Origin of the sequence: Bacillus sp. FSL K6-6038, from assembly GCF_038050455.1 — a bacterium.
Taxonomy (GTDB): Bacteria; Bacillota; Bacilli; order Bacillales; family Bacillaceae_G; genus Bacillus_A; species Bacillus_A pseudomycoides.
In genome coordinates this window covers 4776015-4789617 of the sequence record NZ_JBBOUH010000001.1, presented here as the reverse complement: position 1 = coordinate 4789617, position 13603 = coordinate 4776015, and the positions used below count along the sequence as shown (strand labels likewise).

At 36.3% G+C, this 13603-nt stretch carries 15 protein-coding genes; 10 read left to right on the top strand and 5 right to left on the bottom strand.

Annotated features, from left to right (window positions below):
* Nucleotides 1-6 precede the first annotated feature (6 nt).
* From sufD to NSQ40_RS25315, 5 genes are all read left to right on the top strand, one after another.
* Nucleotides 7-1299 (top strand): Fe-S cluster assembly protein SufD, encoded by a 1293-nt coding sequence (gene sufD / locus NSQ40_RS25335; protein ID WP_003201733.1) that lies wholly within the window; start codon nt 7-9, stop codon nt 1297-1299.
* On the top strand, nt 1299-2519 hold the full coding sequence (gene sufS, locus NSQ40_RS25330; RefSeq protein WP_003201736.1) for a cysteine desulfurase SufS: 1221 nt from the start codon (nt 1299-1301) through the stop codon (nt 2517-2519). Before sufD ends, sufS begins: the two co-directional genes overlap by 1 nt.
* On the top strand, nt 2509-2940 hold the full coding sequence (gene sufU / locus NSQ40_RS25325; protein ID WP_018782777.1) for a Fe-S cluster assembly sulfur transfer protein SufU: 432 nt from the start codon (nt 2509-2511) through the stop codon (nt 2938-2940). The genes sufS and sufU overlap by 11 nt, the downstream gene beginning before the upstream one ends.
* A 48-nt stretch (nt 2941-2988) precedes the next feature.
* Nucleotides 2989-4386, top strand: coding sequence for a Fe-S cluster assembly protein SufB (sufB, locus tag NSQ40_RS25320; RefSeq protein ID WP_003201740.1), 1398 nt, complete (start codon nt 2989-2991; stop codon nt 4384-4386).
* Between the two features lie 397 nt (nt 4387-4783).
* Nucleotides 4784-6322, top strand: a complete 1539-nt coding sequence (locus NSQ40_RS25315) for a thiol-activated cytolysin family protein (RefSeq protein WP_341286157.1) — start codon at nt 4784-4786, stop codon at nt 6320-6322.
* A gap of 339 nt (nt 6323-6661) precedes the next feature.
* On the opposite strand, the gene NSQ40_RS25310 is transcribed toward NSQ40_RS25315, so the two are convergent.
* The 3 genes from NSQ40_RS25310 to NSQ40_RS25300 are packed head-to-tail and all read right to left on the bottom strand — an operon-like array spanning nt 6662 to nt 8503.
* A complete protein-coding gene (locus NSQ40_RS25310; protein ID WP_033796523.1) occupies nt 6662-7267 on the bottom strand; it encodes an ABC-2 transporter permease in 606 nt (201 codons plus the stop codon).
* Complete coding sequence (locus tag NSQ40_RS25305; RefSeq protein ID WP_003201643.1) at nt 7260-8126, bottom strand: ABC transporter ATP-binding protein; 867 nt, start codon at nt 8124-8126, stop codon at nt 7260-7262. The genes NSQ40_RS25310 and NSQ40_RS25305 overlap by 8 nt, the downstream gene beginning before the upstream one ends.
* 5 nt (nt 8127-8131) lie before the next feature.
* Entirely contained in the window at nt 8132-8503 is a 372-nt protein-coding gene (locus NSQ40_RS25300; protein ID WP_003208951.1) for a GntR family transcriptional regulator, read from the bottom strand.
* Nucleotides 8504-8774: 271 nt separating this feature from the next.
* Between NSQ40_RS25300 and NSQ40_RS25295 the strand changes: the two genes are divergently transcribed.
* Nucleotides 8775-8909 carry a hypothetical protein gene (locus tag NSQ40_RS25295; protein ID WP_003201647.1) on the top strand — a complete coding sequence of 45 codons (135 nt, stop codon included), beginning with the start codon at nt 8775-8777 and terminating at the stop codon, nt 8907-8909.
* A gap of 126 nt (nt 8910-9035) precedes the next feature.
* On the opposite strand, the gene NSQ40_RS25290 is transcribed toward NSQ40_RS25295, so the two are convergent.
* A complete protein-coding gene (locus tag NSQ40_RS25290; RefSeq protein ID WP_141522328.1) occupies nt 9036-9329 on the bottom strand; it encodes a hypothetical protein in 294 nt (97 codons plus the stop codon).
* A 170-nt stretch (nt 9330-9499) separates the two neighbouring features.
* On the opposite strand from NSQ40_RS25290, the gene NSQ40_RS25285 reads away from it, so the two are divergent.
* From NSQ40_RS25285 to NSQ40_RS25270, 4 genes are all read left to right on the top strand, one after another.
* Nucleotides 9500-10915, top strand: coding sequence for a bifunctional metallophosphatase/5'-nucleotidase (locus tag NSQ40_RS25285; RefSeq protein WP_224796111.1), 1416 nt, complete (start codon nt 9500-9502; stop codon nt 10913-10915).
* Nucleotides 10916-10982: 67 nt separating this feature from the next.
* The gene (locus NSQ40_RS25280; protein ID WP_003201652.1) at nt 10983-11285 is read left to right on the top strand and encodes a YunC family protein; all 303 of its coding nucleotides are present in this window, start codon (nt 10983-10985) and stop codon (nt 11283-11285) included.
* A gap of 55 nt (nt 11286-11340) precedes the next feature.
* Nucleotides 11341-12078 carry a sporulation protein YunB gene (gene yunB, locus NSQ40_RS25275; protein ID WP_003201655.1) on the top strand — a complete coding sequence of 246 codons (738 nt, stop codon included), beginning with the start codon at nt 11341-11343 and terminating at the stop codon, nt 12076-12078.
* Nucleotides 12079-12207: 129 nt separating this feature from the next.
* Nucleotides 12208-12531 carry a hypothetical protein gene (locus tag NSQ40_RS25270; RefSeq protein ID WP_026008713.1) on the top strand — a complete coding sequence of 108 codons (324 nt, stop codon included), beginning with the start codon at nt 12208-12210 and terminating at the stop codon, nt 12529-12531.
* 73 nt (nt 12532-12604) lie between these two features.
* Here NSQ40_RS25270 and NSQ40_RS25265 read toward each other — a convergent pair whose 3' ends face one another.
* Entirely contained in the window at nt 12605-13603 is a 999-nt protein-coding gene (locus tag NSQ40_RS25265) for a M23 family metallopeptidase (RefSeq protein ID WP_003208964.1), read from the bottom strand.

Below are 13603 nucleotides of genomic sequence, written 5' to 3'. Positions count from 1 at the left end.
ATAAATATGACAATCGGTACATTACCTTTCGATCAAGAAACAATCCGTCAGCGCGCAAGCGAAGTAAACGAAGCTGCTTGGTTGACTGAGTTCCGCTTACAAGCTCTTGCACAAGCAACTGAACTTCCAATGCCAACGCCTGATAAAACAAAAATCGATAAATGGGACTTTATCGGAAAAGGCCACACTGCTAAGCAAGAGCCTGTAAGTTCTTTAACGGAACTTCCAGAAGCAGTGAAAAATTTAATCGATGAAAATAACAGCGTACTAGTACAACGTACAGGTACAACTGCATTTGTTTCTTTAGCTGATGAAGCAAAAGAAAAAGGTGTTATTTTCACAGATATCGTAACAGCTGCAACTGAGCATGCTGAATTAGTACAAAAGTATTTAATGAAAGACGGCGTGAAAGTGGATGAGCATCGTTTAACAGCACTTCATGCAGCATTAATCAACGGCGGTGCATTTGTATATGTTCCGAAAAACGTTGTTCTTGAAACACCACTTCAAGCTGTATTCTTAGTAGACGGCGAAGAAGCAAATGTATATAACCATGTATTATTTGTAGCTGACGCGAACAGTTCTGCAACATATGTAGAAAACTACGTAGCAAATGAAACTGTTACAGGTATTGCAAACATCGTGGCAGAAGTAATCGTAGAACAAGGTGCACAAGTGAAATTTGGTGCAGTTGATCTATTAGCGAAAGATGTAACAACTTACGTAAACCGCCGCGGCGTTGTAGGACGTGACGGCCGTATTGAGTGGGCATTAGGTCTTATGAATGACGGAAATACAATTTCAGAGAATGTAACGAACTTAATGGGCGACGGATCATTTGCTGATACAAAAACAGTAACAATTGGCCGTGGTAACCAAACACAAAACTTTACAACTAAAGTTGTTCACTTCGGTAAACACTCTGAAGGATTCATTTTAAAACACGGTGTACAAACAGATAGCGCAACATCTATCTTTAACGGAATTGGTAAAATTGAACACGGTGCATCTAAATCAAATGCACAACAATCTTCTCGCGTTCTTATGTTAAATGAGAAAGCTCGCGGCGATGCAAACCCAATTCTTCTAATTGACGAAGACGATGTAATGGCAGGTCACGCAGCTTCTGTAGGCCGCGTAGATCCAGTACAACTATACTACTTAATGAGTCGTGGTATTCCGAAGAAAGAAGCAGAACGTTTAGTCATCCATGGATTCTTAGCACCTGTAGTGAATGAGCTTCCAATTGAAGGAGTAAAAGCACAGCTTGTTGAGGTAATTGAAAGGAAAGTTCGCTAATGGATATTCATGAAATACGCAAACAGTTTCCAATTCTTGATCAAAAAGTGAACGGCAAACAACTTGTTTATTTCGATAGTGCAGCAACTTCTCAAAAGCCAATTCAAGTCATTGAAACGTTAGAACGTTACTATAAAGAATACAATTCTAACGTGCATCGCGGTGTTCATACGCTCGGTACGAAAGCTACCGATGCGTATGAAGGTGCACGTGAGAAGGTTCGCAAGTTTATTAACGCGAAATCAATGGAAGAAGTTATTTTCACGCGCGGAACAACAACTGCATTAAATACAGTAGCAGCAAGCTATGGCCGTGAAAATGTAAAAGAGGGCGATGAAATCGTCATCTCTTACATGGAGCATCATAGTAATATTATTCCGTGGCAACAAGTTGCGAAGAAAACAGGCGCAACTTTAAAATATCTTCCGCTTCAGCCAGACGGAACAATCTCATTAGAAGATGCACGTCAAACAATTACACAGAATACAAAAATCGTTTCTATTATGTATGTGTCTAACGTACTTGGAACGATTAACCCTGTAAAAGAAATCGCAGAAATCGCTCATCAAAATGGTGCAATTATGGTCGTTGACGGTGCACAAAGTACACCTCATATGAAAGTGGATGTACAAGATTTAAACTGTGATTTCTACGCATTATCCGCTCATAAAATGTGCGGGCCTACAGGTGTCGGCGTATTATATGGTAAGAAAGAATTGCTAGACAATATGGAGCCAATTGAATTTGGCGGCGAAATGATTGATTTCGTAGACTTACAAGATTCTACGTGGAAAGAGCTTCCGTGGAAGTTTGAAGCAGGTACACCGATTATCGGTAATGCGATCGGACTTGGAGCGGCAATTGATTTCCTAGAAGAAATCGGTCTTGATAATATTGAAAAGCATGAACATGAATTAGCGCAGTACGCTTTAGAAAGACTATCAGAAGTAGATGGCGTTACAATTTATGGACCAAAGCATCGCGCTGGTCTTGTTACATTTAATATTGATGAAGTACATCCGCATGATGTAGCAACAGTATTAGATGTAGAAGGCATTGCGGTTCGCGCAGGACATCACTGTGCACAACCGCTTATGAAGTGGCTAAAAGCTTCTTCTACAGCACGTGCAAGCTTCTATTTATATAATACAAAAGAAGAAATTGATACATTTGTTGAAGCGCTAACGAAAACAAAGGAGTATTTCACAAATGTCTTTTAATAATTTAGATACGTTATATCGTCAAGTTATTATGGATCATTATAAAAATCCTCGTAACCATGGCGTGTTAGATGATAGTGTTACAGTTAATTTGAACAATCCAACTTGCGGCGATCGTATTCAACTTACGATGAAAGTAGAAGAGGGAATTGTTAAAGAGGCGAAGTTTGAAGGAGAAGGTTGTTCGATTTCTATGTCTTCGGCTTCGATGATGACGCAAGCAGTAAAAGGAAAGAAAATTGAAGAAGCACTTCAGCTTTCTAAAATTTTCTCTGATATGATGCTAGGAAAAGAGTATGATGACAGCGTAGATTTAGGAGATATTGAAGCATTACAAGGCGTATGCAAGTTTCCAGCACGTATTAAATGTGCAACATTAGCTTGGAAAGCGTTAGAAAAAGGCTTAAACGAAGATAAGTAATGTTACAGGTTCCTAAACACGAGGTTATCTAAGGAGGGACATACCAACATGGCGAAGAAACTGCCAGATATCGGCGATTATAAATATGGTTTCAAGGATAAAGATGTTTCGATTTTCCGTGCTGGACGCGGTTTAACAAAAGAAATCGTTGAAGAGATTTCACGTATGAAAGAAGAACCACAGTGGATGTTAGACTTCCGTTTAAAATCACTGGATAAGTTCTATGAAATGCCAATGCCACAATGGGGCGGCGACTTAAATGACTTAGATTTTGATGAAATTACGTACTACGTAAAACCATCTGAGAAATCTGAGAAGTCTTGGGATGAAGTACCTGACGAAATTAAAGCGACATTTGATAAATTAGGTATTCCAGAAGCTGAGCAAAAATATTTAGCTGGTGTATCTGCACAGTACGAATCTGAAGTTGTATACCACAACATGAAAGAGGACCTAGAAGCTCTAGGAATCGTCTTCAAAGATACAGATAGCGCATTAAAAGAGAACGAAGATATTTTCCGTGAGCATTTCGGAAAAGTAATCCCACCAACTGACAACAAATTCGCAGCATTAAACTCTGCAGTTTGGTCTGGTGGATCGTTCATCTACGTTCCAAAAGGTATCAAAGTTGATACACCACTTCAAGCGTATTTCCGTATTAACTCTGAAAATATGGGACAATTCGAGCGTACGCTTATTATCGTAGACGAAGGCGCACATGTACACTACGTAGAAGGTTGTACAGCTCCTGTTTACACAACAAATTCACTGCACAGTGCGGTAGTAGAAATCATCATTAAGAAAGATGCATATTGCCGTTACACTACAATCCAAAACTGGGCAAACAACGTATACAACCTAGTTACAAAACGTGCTGTTTGTGAAGCGAACGCAACGATGGAATGGATTGACGGTAACATCGGATCTAAATTAACGATGAAATACCCAGCAGTTATCTTAAAAGGCGAAGGCGCTCGTGGTTTAACATTATCTATCGCGATTGCTGGTAAAGGCCAACACCAAGATGCTGGTGCGAAAATGATTCACTTAGCACCAAACACATCTTCAACAATCGTTTCTAAATCGATTGCGAAACATGGTGGTAAAGTAACGTACCGTGGTATCGTACACTTCGGACCAAAAGCGACAAACTCTCGCTCTAACATCGAATGTGATACGTTAATCATGGATAACCAATCAACATCTGATACAATTCCTTACAACGAGATCAAAAACGATCACGTTTCACTTGAGCACGAAGCGAAAGTATCAAAAGTATCAGAAGAACAATTATTCTACCTAATGAGCCGCGGTATCTCTGAGCAAGAAGCTACAGAAATGATCGTAATGGGCTTCATTGAGCCATTCACTCGCGAACTTCCAATGGAATACGCAGTTGAAATGAACCGTCTAATCAAGTTTGAGATGGAAGGTAGTATCGGTTAATTTAAAAGTAGAAGCGCCCTGTTTACAGGGCGCTTTTTTAATTGGATGAAAATATATCAATCGTTTCTCCCGATATATCGGTGTTATTTTTGAAATAACGGTGCTTTGACACGATATAAAGACCTTGCGATGATGTTGGACATGTGAAAAGTCGCTGAAAAACTATCTAGTTTGAGTAAGTGAAAAAATTTTATCAATATACAAAAATTAAGATTTTATGATATAATTTTTAAAAAAAGGAGGTGAGTATTTTAAGAGTTCTAAACCATGTTGAAGGAATAAAATTACTAGTGTGTTTATTAGTTGGTTTATGTACTATTAATTATTCGTTTATTTCCTTCGCTGAAACATAAACAAGTAATTTAGCTGATGCAATAAAATTATTCTAAAAAAGGAGTTGAGTTTTTTGAAAATTAAAAAAAGTATTAAAGGAATAAAATTACTAGCATGTTTATCAATTGGCTTATGCACTATTAATTATTCTTCTATTTCCTTCGCGGAAACAAAAACAGGTAATTCAGCGGATGTAACAAAAAATGCTAGTGGCATTGATACTGGCATAGCAAATCTTAAGTATAATAATCAAGAGGTTTTAGCAGTAAATGGTGATAAAGTAGAGAGTTTTGTTCCGAAAGAAAGTACAAATTCAAATGGTAAATTTGTAGTAGTTGAACGTGAGAAAAAATCACTTACAACTTCACCAGTCGATATTTCGATTATTGATTCTGTGGCTAATCGTACTTATCCAGGAGCAGTACAACTTGCAAATAAAGCTTTTGCAGATAATCAACCTAGTTTGTTAGTAGCTAAGAGAAAACCTTTGAATATTAGTATAGACTTACCTGGCATGAGAAAAGACAATACAATTACTGTCCAAAATCCTACATATGGTAATGTGTCTGGAGCAGTAGATGAATTAGTATCTACTTGGAATGAAAAGTATTCAAAAACACATACGTTACCTGCAAGAATGCAGTATACAGAATCTATGGTGTATAGTAAATCTCAAATCGCAAGTGCTCTTAATGTTAACGCTAAATATCTTGACAATGCACTGAACATTGATTTTAAAGCGATTGCAGATGGAGAGAAAAAAGTGATGGTTGCGGCATATAAACAAATCTTTTATACCGTAAGTGCAGAACTACCTAACAATCCATCAGATCTTTTTGATAATAGTGTTACTTTTGGTGAGTTAACTCGTAAAGGGGTAAGTAATGCGGCTCCGCCTGTTATGGTGTCAAATGTAGCTTATGGTAGAACAGTTTATGTGAAATTAGAAACATCATCTAAGAGCAAAGATGTACAAACTGCTTTTAAAGCCTTAATTAAGGGTCAAGGCGTTGAAGCGAGTGGACAGTACAAAGATATTTTTGAAGACAGTACCTTTACTGCTGTAGTATTAGGCGGAGATGCAAAAGAGCATAACAAGGTTGTTACAAAAGATTTTAATGAAATCCGAAATATCATTAAAGATAATGCGGAATTAAGTTCTAAAAATCCAGCATACCCAATTTCATATACAAGCACTTTCTTAAAAGATAACGCAACGGCTGCTGTTCATAACAATACAGATTATATTGAGACTACAACTACAGAATATTCTAGTGCTAAAATGACGCTTGATCATACTGGTGGATATGTTGCTCAATTTGATGTATCTTGGGATGAATTCTCATATGATCAAAATGGAAAAGAAGTACTAACCCATAAAACTTGGGAAGGAAACAACAGAGACAGAACTGCTCATTTCAATACAGTTATACCACTTTCACCGAATTCAAAAAATGTAAAAGTTGTAGCAAGAGAATGTACAGGTCTTGCATGGGAATGGTGGAGAACAATTATTAATGAACAAAATGTTCCATTAACAAATGAAATTAAAGTTTCAGTTGGAGGAACGACATTATACCCAAGTGCTAATATTAGTCATTAGTTAATAGAGGTACTATATGATTATGATGTAACGACAGATAACTAAGGTGATATATACGCCTTAGTTATCTTTTCATTCAATGAGAGTACAATGTAAAGGATAATATTTTAAAAATCTCGTCACATCAATATTTGTATCCCACCTATACTGAAAATAAAATTAGTTTAATTTTAAATTTAACAAATCACTTACGATGATATTAGATATGTTATACAAAAAATATTTTGAAATTAATTTTCGTACATAAATAAAATCCGATGAAATCTCACCGGATTTTGCTCCTTCAAAAAGGTAACATATTCAATTTTTATTTTATTGTACAATGCGGAAAATTCTGAATTAAAATGCTTTACGTTGATAAATGATTAATGATACCCCACATGAAATGATATAAGCACATACGATAATCATCGTAGCTATGGCATACAAAGTAGGTATAGATAAGCTGAAAATAGTATCAGTAACGGTACTAAACTCTGTTGCAAGAAATTGTACAGCACCTGGACCAAAAGCAGTTAATACTAAAAATAAAGCCATAATAATCAAAAGCATATGATCTTGTTTAAATTGATAAAATAGTGGAAATGTAATGGCTGCAAATAGCAAAAATAATGCATTGCCCATTACAATATGCTCTACAGTAAATGACTTTTGGAAGATGATAAGCATTGCGCTTGTTACAGCAATTGCCAAAAACATGTAGACAATTGCTCCAATATAACGTGAAGCGACAATTTCCTTACGTGTATATGGCAAAGAATTTAATAAAATATTTGTTTCTGCCTTTGCATCATAGGCATGCGTATTAAATGGAATCAAAATACTTGCAATCGTAAATATTAAAATAGGGTGCTTGTTCATCACAATAAAAAAGATAATGAAGCCTAAATAAACTAGTAATTGTTTCTTCTGTAAAATTAAATCGCGCTTGATTAAATTAAGCATGGTGCCCTACTCCTTTCGAGTAATACATAATATCTTCTAATGAGGCGCGTTCAATCATAACCTCATTACCAAAAATTTGTTCAACTTCAGCTACATTATTTGTTAATGCCTCAAAGCCAGTCGGTGCACGATGAATATGCATAAAGGCTTTTTCTGTATCGCGATCTAATAAATCCGTACTGCCTTTTACTAATGCATAGTTTTCTTCCACCTCATGAATTGACTGATTAAACATTAATTGTCCCTTTTTTAAAAAGGCAATAAAATCAGCGATGCGATCTAAATCCGTCGTAATATGTGTAGAGAAGAAAATTGTGCGATTGCCATCAAGCATTAATTCATGCAGTAAATTGAGTAACTCACGTCTAAATATTGGGTCTAAACCTGCTGTTGGCTCATCCATAATAATCAACTCAGCATGATGTGATAGAGCAAGTGCTAATGAAGCCTTCATCTGCATACCTTTTGAAAAAGTTTTAATCGCTTTATTCATCGGCAGTTCAAACTGCTCTACATACTGCTTAAATATCATCTCGTCCCAATTTTTGTAAGCTGGTGCGACCATTCGCTTAATATCCTTTAGATTTAAGCCCTCATAAAATACGTTACTATCAAAAACAAAACCGATGCGCTCCTTAATTTCCTTTTCGTGTGATGCGTAGTCTAAGCCGAAAATTTTAATCTCACCTGCATCTGGCTTTAATAAGTTCATCATCATTTTAATGGCTGTCGACTTCCCAGCACCATTTGCGCCAATGAAGCCTGTTACAAATCCTTTTTTGATTTGTAAATTTAATTGCTCTATCGAAAAACCTTGAAATGTTTTACTAACATTGTGTAGCTCTACTATATTCTCCATACATTTTACTCCTCATATAAAATAGTTAATAATTCTCGCAGTTCCGTTAAGGGTAGCCCAATTTCCTTACTATTCGTAATGACAGACAATAACTGTTCTTCAATAACTTTTAATTTTTTCTCACGTACTACATCTAAATTTTGTTCAGCAACAAAAGAGCCCTTACCTACAATCGAATAAATAAATCCTGTTCTTTCTAGCTCCTCATACGCGCGCTTTGTCGTAATAATACTGACTTGCAAATCCTTGGCGAGCTGGCGCATTGATGGGAGTGTCGTTCCCTCTTTTAAATCACCACTCAAAATTAGTGATTTTATTTGATTGGTAATTTGTTCGTAAATCGGCTCCTTAGAACTGTTTGAAATAATTATTTGCATGCAAATCCCTCTTAGTCTTTATATTGTATATATACTCTATATACAATATATAAATTTTATATCAAAAATGCAATGATTTTCCAGATTTTTTTTTGTAAAGGGTACTCATGTAAATGAATAGTAGGTTTAATCATGGAGTGAGTATATTCAAATTTATTTTAGATAGCGTATCAAGAACGTTATAAGTGTGAATGCAAAAGTCTATTATGTGTAGTTAAAACATTTAGAAATCCTCTTAAAAATTTTTAAGGAATTTCTAAAAAATAGATAAATGGGAATAACGGGAGGTGGAACATATGAAGCAATTTGCGAAAGGAGCATGGAGAAAAAAGTATGGGGAATTGTAAAAGAAAGCATTTATATTGCAGCAACATTTATTACAACTTATCTTTTCTTTATTTTCTAAAACAGAAGCTATCCCAGTATATGGGATAGCTTCTGTTTAAACGGTCTAAGTATTCAAAAAAGATAAAGAGTTTTGTTAGCTGTACCGTAAAAATTCCAAAGTGTTAAAGTCGTACGATGGGCGCTTTTACGGTTCTCTAAATCCAAATGCTCCAATAAGAACAGGGATGAGTAATATGAAAATAACAGCTAGAAGTGGAACAAAAATACCGACAAACTTCCATTTGCTTGGTTCGTTCTTGTTTATAGCTATCATGCTGAATATGAGGCCGAGGATGATGCAAGCGGTGCTAATAAAAAAGAAAATGATTGGTAAAAAACTTAAATTTGCTGCAAGGGCATAACTGAGTGAAAATGAAACAACTCCAGCTAATGTAACCCACAGAGAGAGAAAGCTATATTTGTTAAACAAAGGAATCACCTCCATACATCCATTTTAGTGTGGAAATTTTCTAATTAAAAGGTATCTTTTTGCTTTTTTCCCCAATCAGAGTACAATGTAAAATAGCAAGAAAAGGCGAAAAGTATTTACAGGATTATTGCAAGTAGATAGCGTAAAAGGCAGTAAGGAATTGAGAGGAGGTTTTTTCTCTGGATATAAATAAAGAAACAATCATTCACCTTTATCATACAAACGATATACATAGTCATTTTGAAAACTGGCCGCAAATTTCTCGTTTTGTACAAGAAGAGAAAAAGCGCAGACAGAAAGCAGGAGAATCTGTTTTCACATTAGATATTGGCGATCATGTGGATCGTTTTCATCGTATAACGGAAGCAACGAATGGAAAGGGCAATACGAAATTATTAAACGAAGCGTTATATGATTATGTAACGATTGGAAATAACGAAGGAATTACATTAGCGAAGGAGCATCTTGAACATTTATATGATGAAGCGAATTTTGAGGTGCTTGTAGCTAATTTATTTGAAAGAAATGGAACGCGTCCTAATTGGGCAAAACCGTACAAGCTGCATACAACTGCAGATGGAGTTACGATTGCTTTTATCGGCTTAACGGTAGCTTATCCAGAGTTCTATGAAATGCTGGATTGGCATATTGAAGATCCGATTGCACATTTGGAAGTGATTTTAGAAGAAGTGAAAGAAAAAGCTGATGTTACTGTCGTTCTTTCTCATCTTGGAAAGAATGCAGATGAGTATATGGCAGAGCATTATGATATTGATGTTATTTTAGGGGCACATACACATCATTTGTTTGAGCGTGGTGTTCTTGTGAAGGGGACTTTGCTTTGCTGCGGAGAAAAGTGGGGGCATTATGTCGGACATGTTCAGCTAACGGTGGATCTAGAGACAAAAAGAGTGACAGAAAAGGATGGGAGAGCGATTCGTACAAATCGTCTGTCAGCTTACGGAGAGTCATTGCCGACGATTGAAGCGTTAGAGAAAGAAAGCGAACTCATTATGGCAGATCCGATTGTTGAGTTAAAAGAACCATTGCCGATTGATTGGTTCCAGGAGACACAAATTTCCCGTATGTTAGCAAGTGCATTAAAAAAATGGTGTAATGCGGAAATTGGGATGGTCAATGCGGGTGTGTTATTAGAAGGATTAGAAGAAGGAATTGTAACGCGCGGAGATATCCACCGCATTTGTCCACATCCTATTAATCCATGTGCACTAAAAGTAAAAGGAAAAACATTACGAGATGTTATTTTAAAAGCACGTCGTCCAAATATGGAACAACTTGAGGTAAAAGGCCTTGGTTTTCGTGGGAAAGTTATGGGGAAAATGATTTATGATGGCCTGGAAGTTACATTAGATACGATTCCTGGAAATAAAATTTTACTCGAAGATGTATTGATTAATGGAGAATCATTAGAGTTAGAACGTATATATACTGTCGGAACGATTGATATGTTTACATTCGGGTACTTATACCCAGAACTATCCACACTTTCTGAAAAACAATATTATATGCCAGAGTTATTGCGAGATGTGTTAACAGAGATGTTGATAACTTATACATCTTCCATCAAACTATAGGCTAGTTAACCTGTAACACTCATTTTTCTCTTTTCATAAAGATAAGAAAGAGAGGAGTGTGTGAACTATGGTTAATGTGGAACCAATTATCATTGATAACTATACGTTTATAGCGGTTAGCGTAAAGCTTCCGAAAACAAATTTGCTGGCTGTTATGAGCGATAAGGGATATATTATGTGTGGAGCTTTAGATGTCGGTCTATTAAACGAGAAGTTAGGGGACCGAGGTATTATTGCTGGCCGCGCAGTTGGTGTGAGAACGATTGAGCAGCTTCTTGAAGCGCCGCTTGAATCGGTAACGACTGAAGCCGAGGCTCTAGGCATTCCAGCAGGAACAATTGGAAAAGATGCTTTATTAAAAATGATATAAGTATATATCGTCCCTCTTTCTTGCATAGAAATGATATAAGAAGGAGGGTTTTTTTATGCGTACATTTCGTCCAAAAGCTTCGCGTTTCCGAAAAGGACCACTCCCCTTTCGGCATGTACTACTCATTTCGTTTATCATTTTTTTATTGTTAACTTTACAAGGATTCTGGATTGTGAATAAAAGTATTCAACCTACATTAATAAAATATGGAGAAACGCAGACACATAAAATGGCAACGGTTGTGATGACGAAAGCGGTAAAGGATCGAATTAAGGAAGGGTTTGATGTGGATTCATTAATGAAAGTACAAAACGATAAGAATGGAAGAGTATCCACAATCGATTTAAATACAAAGCAAGTAAATGAGATTTTGACATCGACTACTGCATACATAGAGAAATATTTGCATCAAGTGGAGAAGGGGGATATGAAGGCACTCGGTCTTCCAGAAGAGAGCGGAGTGTCAATGTCTGTTCCTCTTGGACGCATAACGGATAATGCACTCCTTGGTAATTTAGGGCCGAATATTCCGATTGATTTTACAACAATTGGTCATGTGAATACGGATATTAAGCAAAATGTAAAACCGCATGGAATTAACAATACAGCGATTGAAGTTGTTATGGAAGTACAGGTTACGCTACAGGTAATTATTCCATTTCGTACAAAAGAAATTACAGTAAAACAAAATATCCCAATTGCAACGCGAATTGTACAAGGAGAGGTACCATCTTATTATGGAAGCGGCGGAGTTGTTATGCCAGATAGTAAAGGGAAGAAAGCGGATGATTAAATCATTCGCTTTTTTGTTTTTACTTATTTTTGTAAAATGGAAAGATAAATAAAATTACATATCATTCCATATTTATAATAGAAGGTGACTCGAGAAGTTGAAGATATTAAAATAAGTGTGGGGTGTCAAATGGGAGAAATACTTTTCTTTTTAGGGATAGTATCCTTAATAACTTATCATTTGTTAAGCCACAGAAAAATGGATTCAACCAAAAAGAAGTTGTATTTTATAAGTCTGATTTTTGTTATTGTTTTTGCCTTTATTCCTACAACAGGACTAAGTAATGGGGAATTTCTTCACTTTGGTATACCTGCAGAAAATTTCACTTATTTTGGTAGGGGGATGCTTGGTTTTAATCCATTGGGGTTTATCTTTAACTTTTTTGTGTTTTATTGTTTTTTTAAGCTAATACTAAAAATATGGAAATTTTTATCAAATAAAGCAGAGGATTAATAAAATATGTATTATAACGGATGAGTAAGTTTGAAAAGACATTATAGTACTTAAAAGGAAACAACCGTAGCAATTAGCTACGGTTATTTTTTAAATTCGCACGTTCTTTCCGCTCCCACAAACTTAAATGCATATACGGATCAAAAGCCCATTCTGTATACCCGTTGTCTTTATATAATCCAAAGTGCAAGTGTGGTGGGAACTTTCCAGCTGTACCAGGAGGTCCATAACCTGTGTTACCAACGAAGCCAAGAACGGTTCCTGGCTCTACAATTTGTCCTAGCTGTATTTCTTTAGAAAAGCCACCTAAATGTGCGTAATAATGATAATTGTTATATAAATCACGAATGCCGATGCGCCAACCACCAAGGCGATTCCAACCTTTTGTTTCAATAACGCCGTAGCAGGTAGATCTTACTGGTACACCGTGCCTTGCGAAAATATCGGTGCCTTCATGAATACGTCTTCCTCCAAAACTCCGCCCAGCGCCAAATGTACTACGGTAGCTATTGTCGCTATGGACAGGAAGAGGGAAAGCATTCCCTTCTAAGTTAATACGACCATAGTGCTTATAGATTCGAGCATATTCGGTAATTAATTCAACCGTTTTTGCACGTCTATAATATTCCCAGAGCATAATTTTAATACGGTCTTCTGAAGTCCCTTGCTTTTTTATAATAGTTGCCATTGTATGCAAAAGGTCTCGGTCGTTATTTGCATTTGCAATTCCATCTTTATCGCCATCTAAACCAATCCCCCCAAACAGAGAAATCGTGTGGGGAAGAGTATCGTTAGTAGAACCATTGGCAGGTCCAGCCCACATTTCCGGTTTAAAGTAAATTGATATGATAGCATCGGGCTTTTTCGGAATATCTTTTCTTACGCTCCGTATATTGCGTTCATATTGATCAATTGCGGCTAAGTAATACCATGGAATATTAGCATCTTTTTCAGTTTCTTTATATAGTGTCATGCGCTTTTCGTATATTTGATTTTGATTCACTTCACCATAGGCAATGCCTTGCCCAAGAAGAAAACAAATAGAAAGCAATAAGGCAATCTTTCGAAGCAT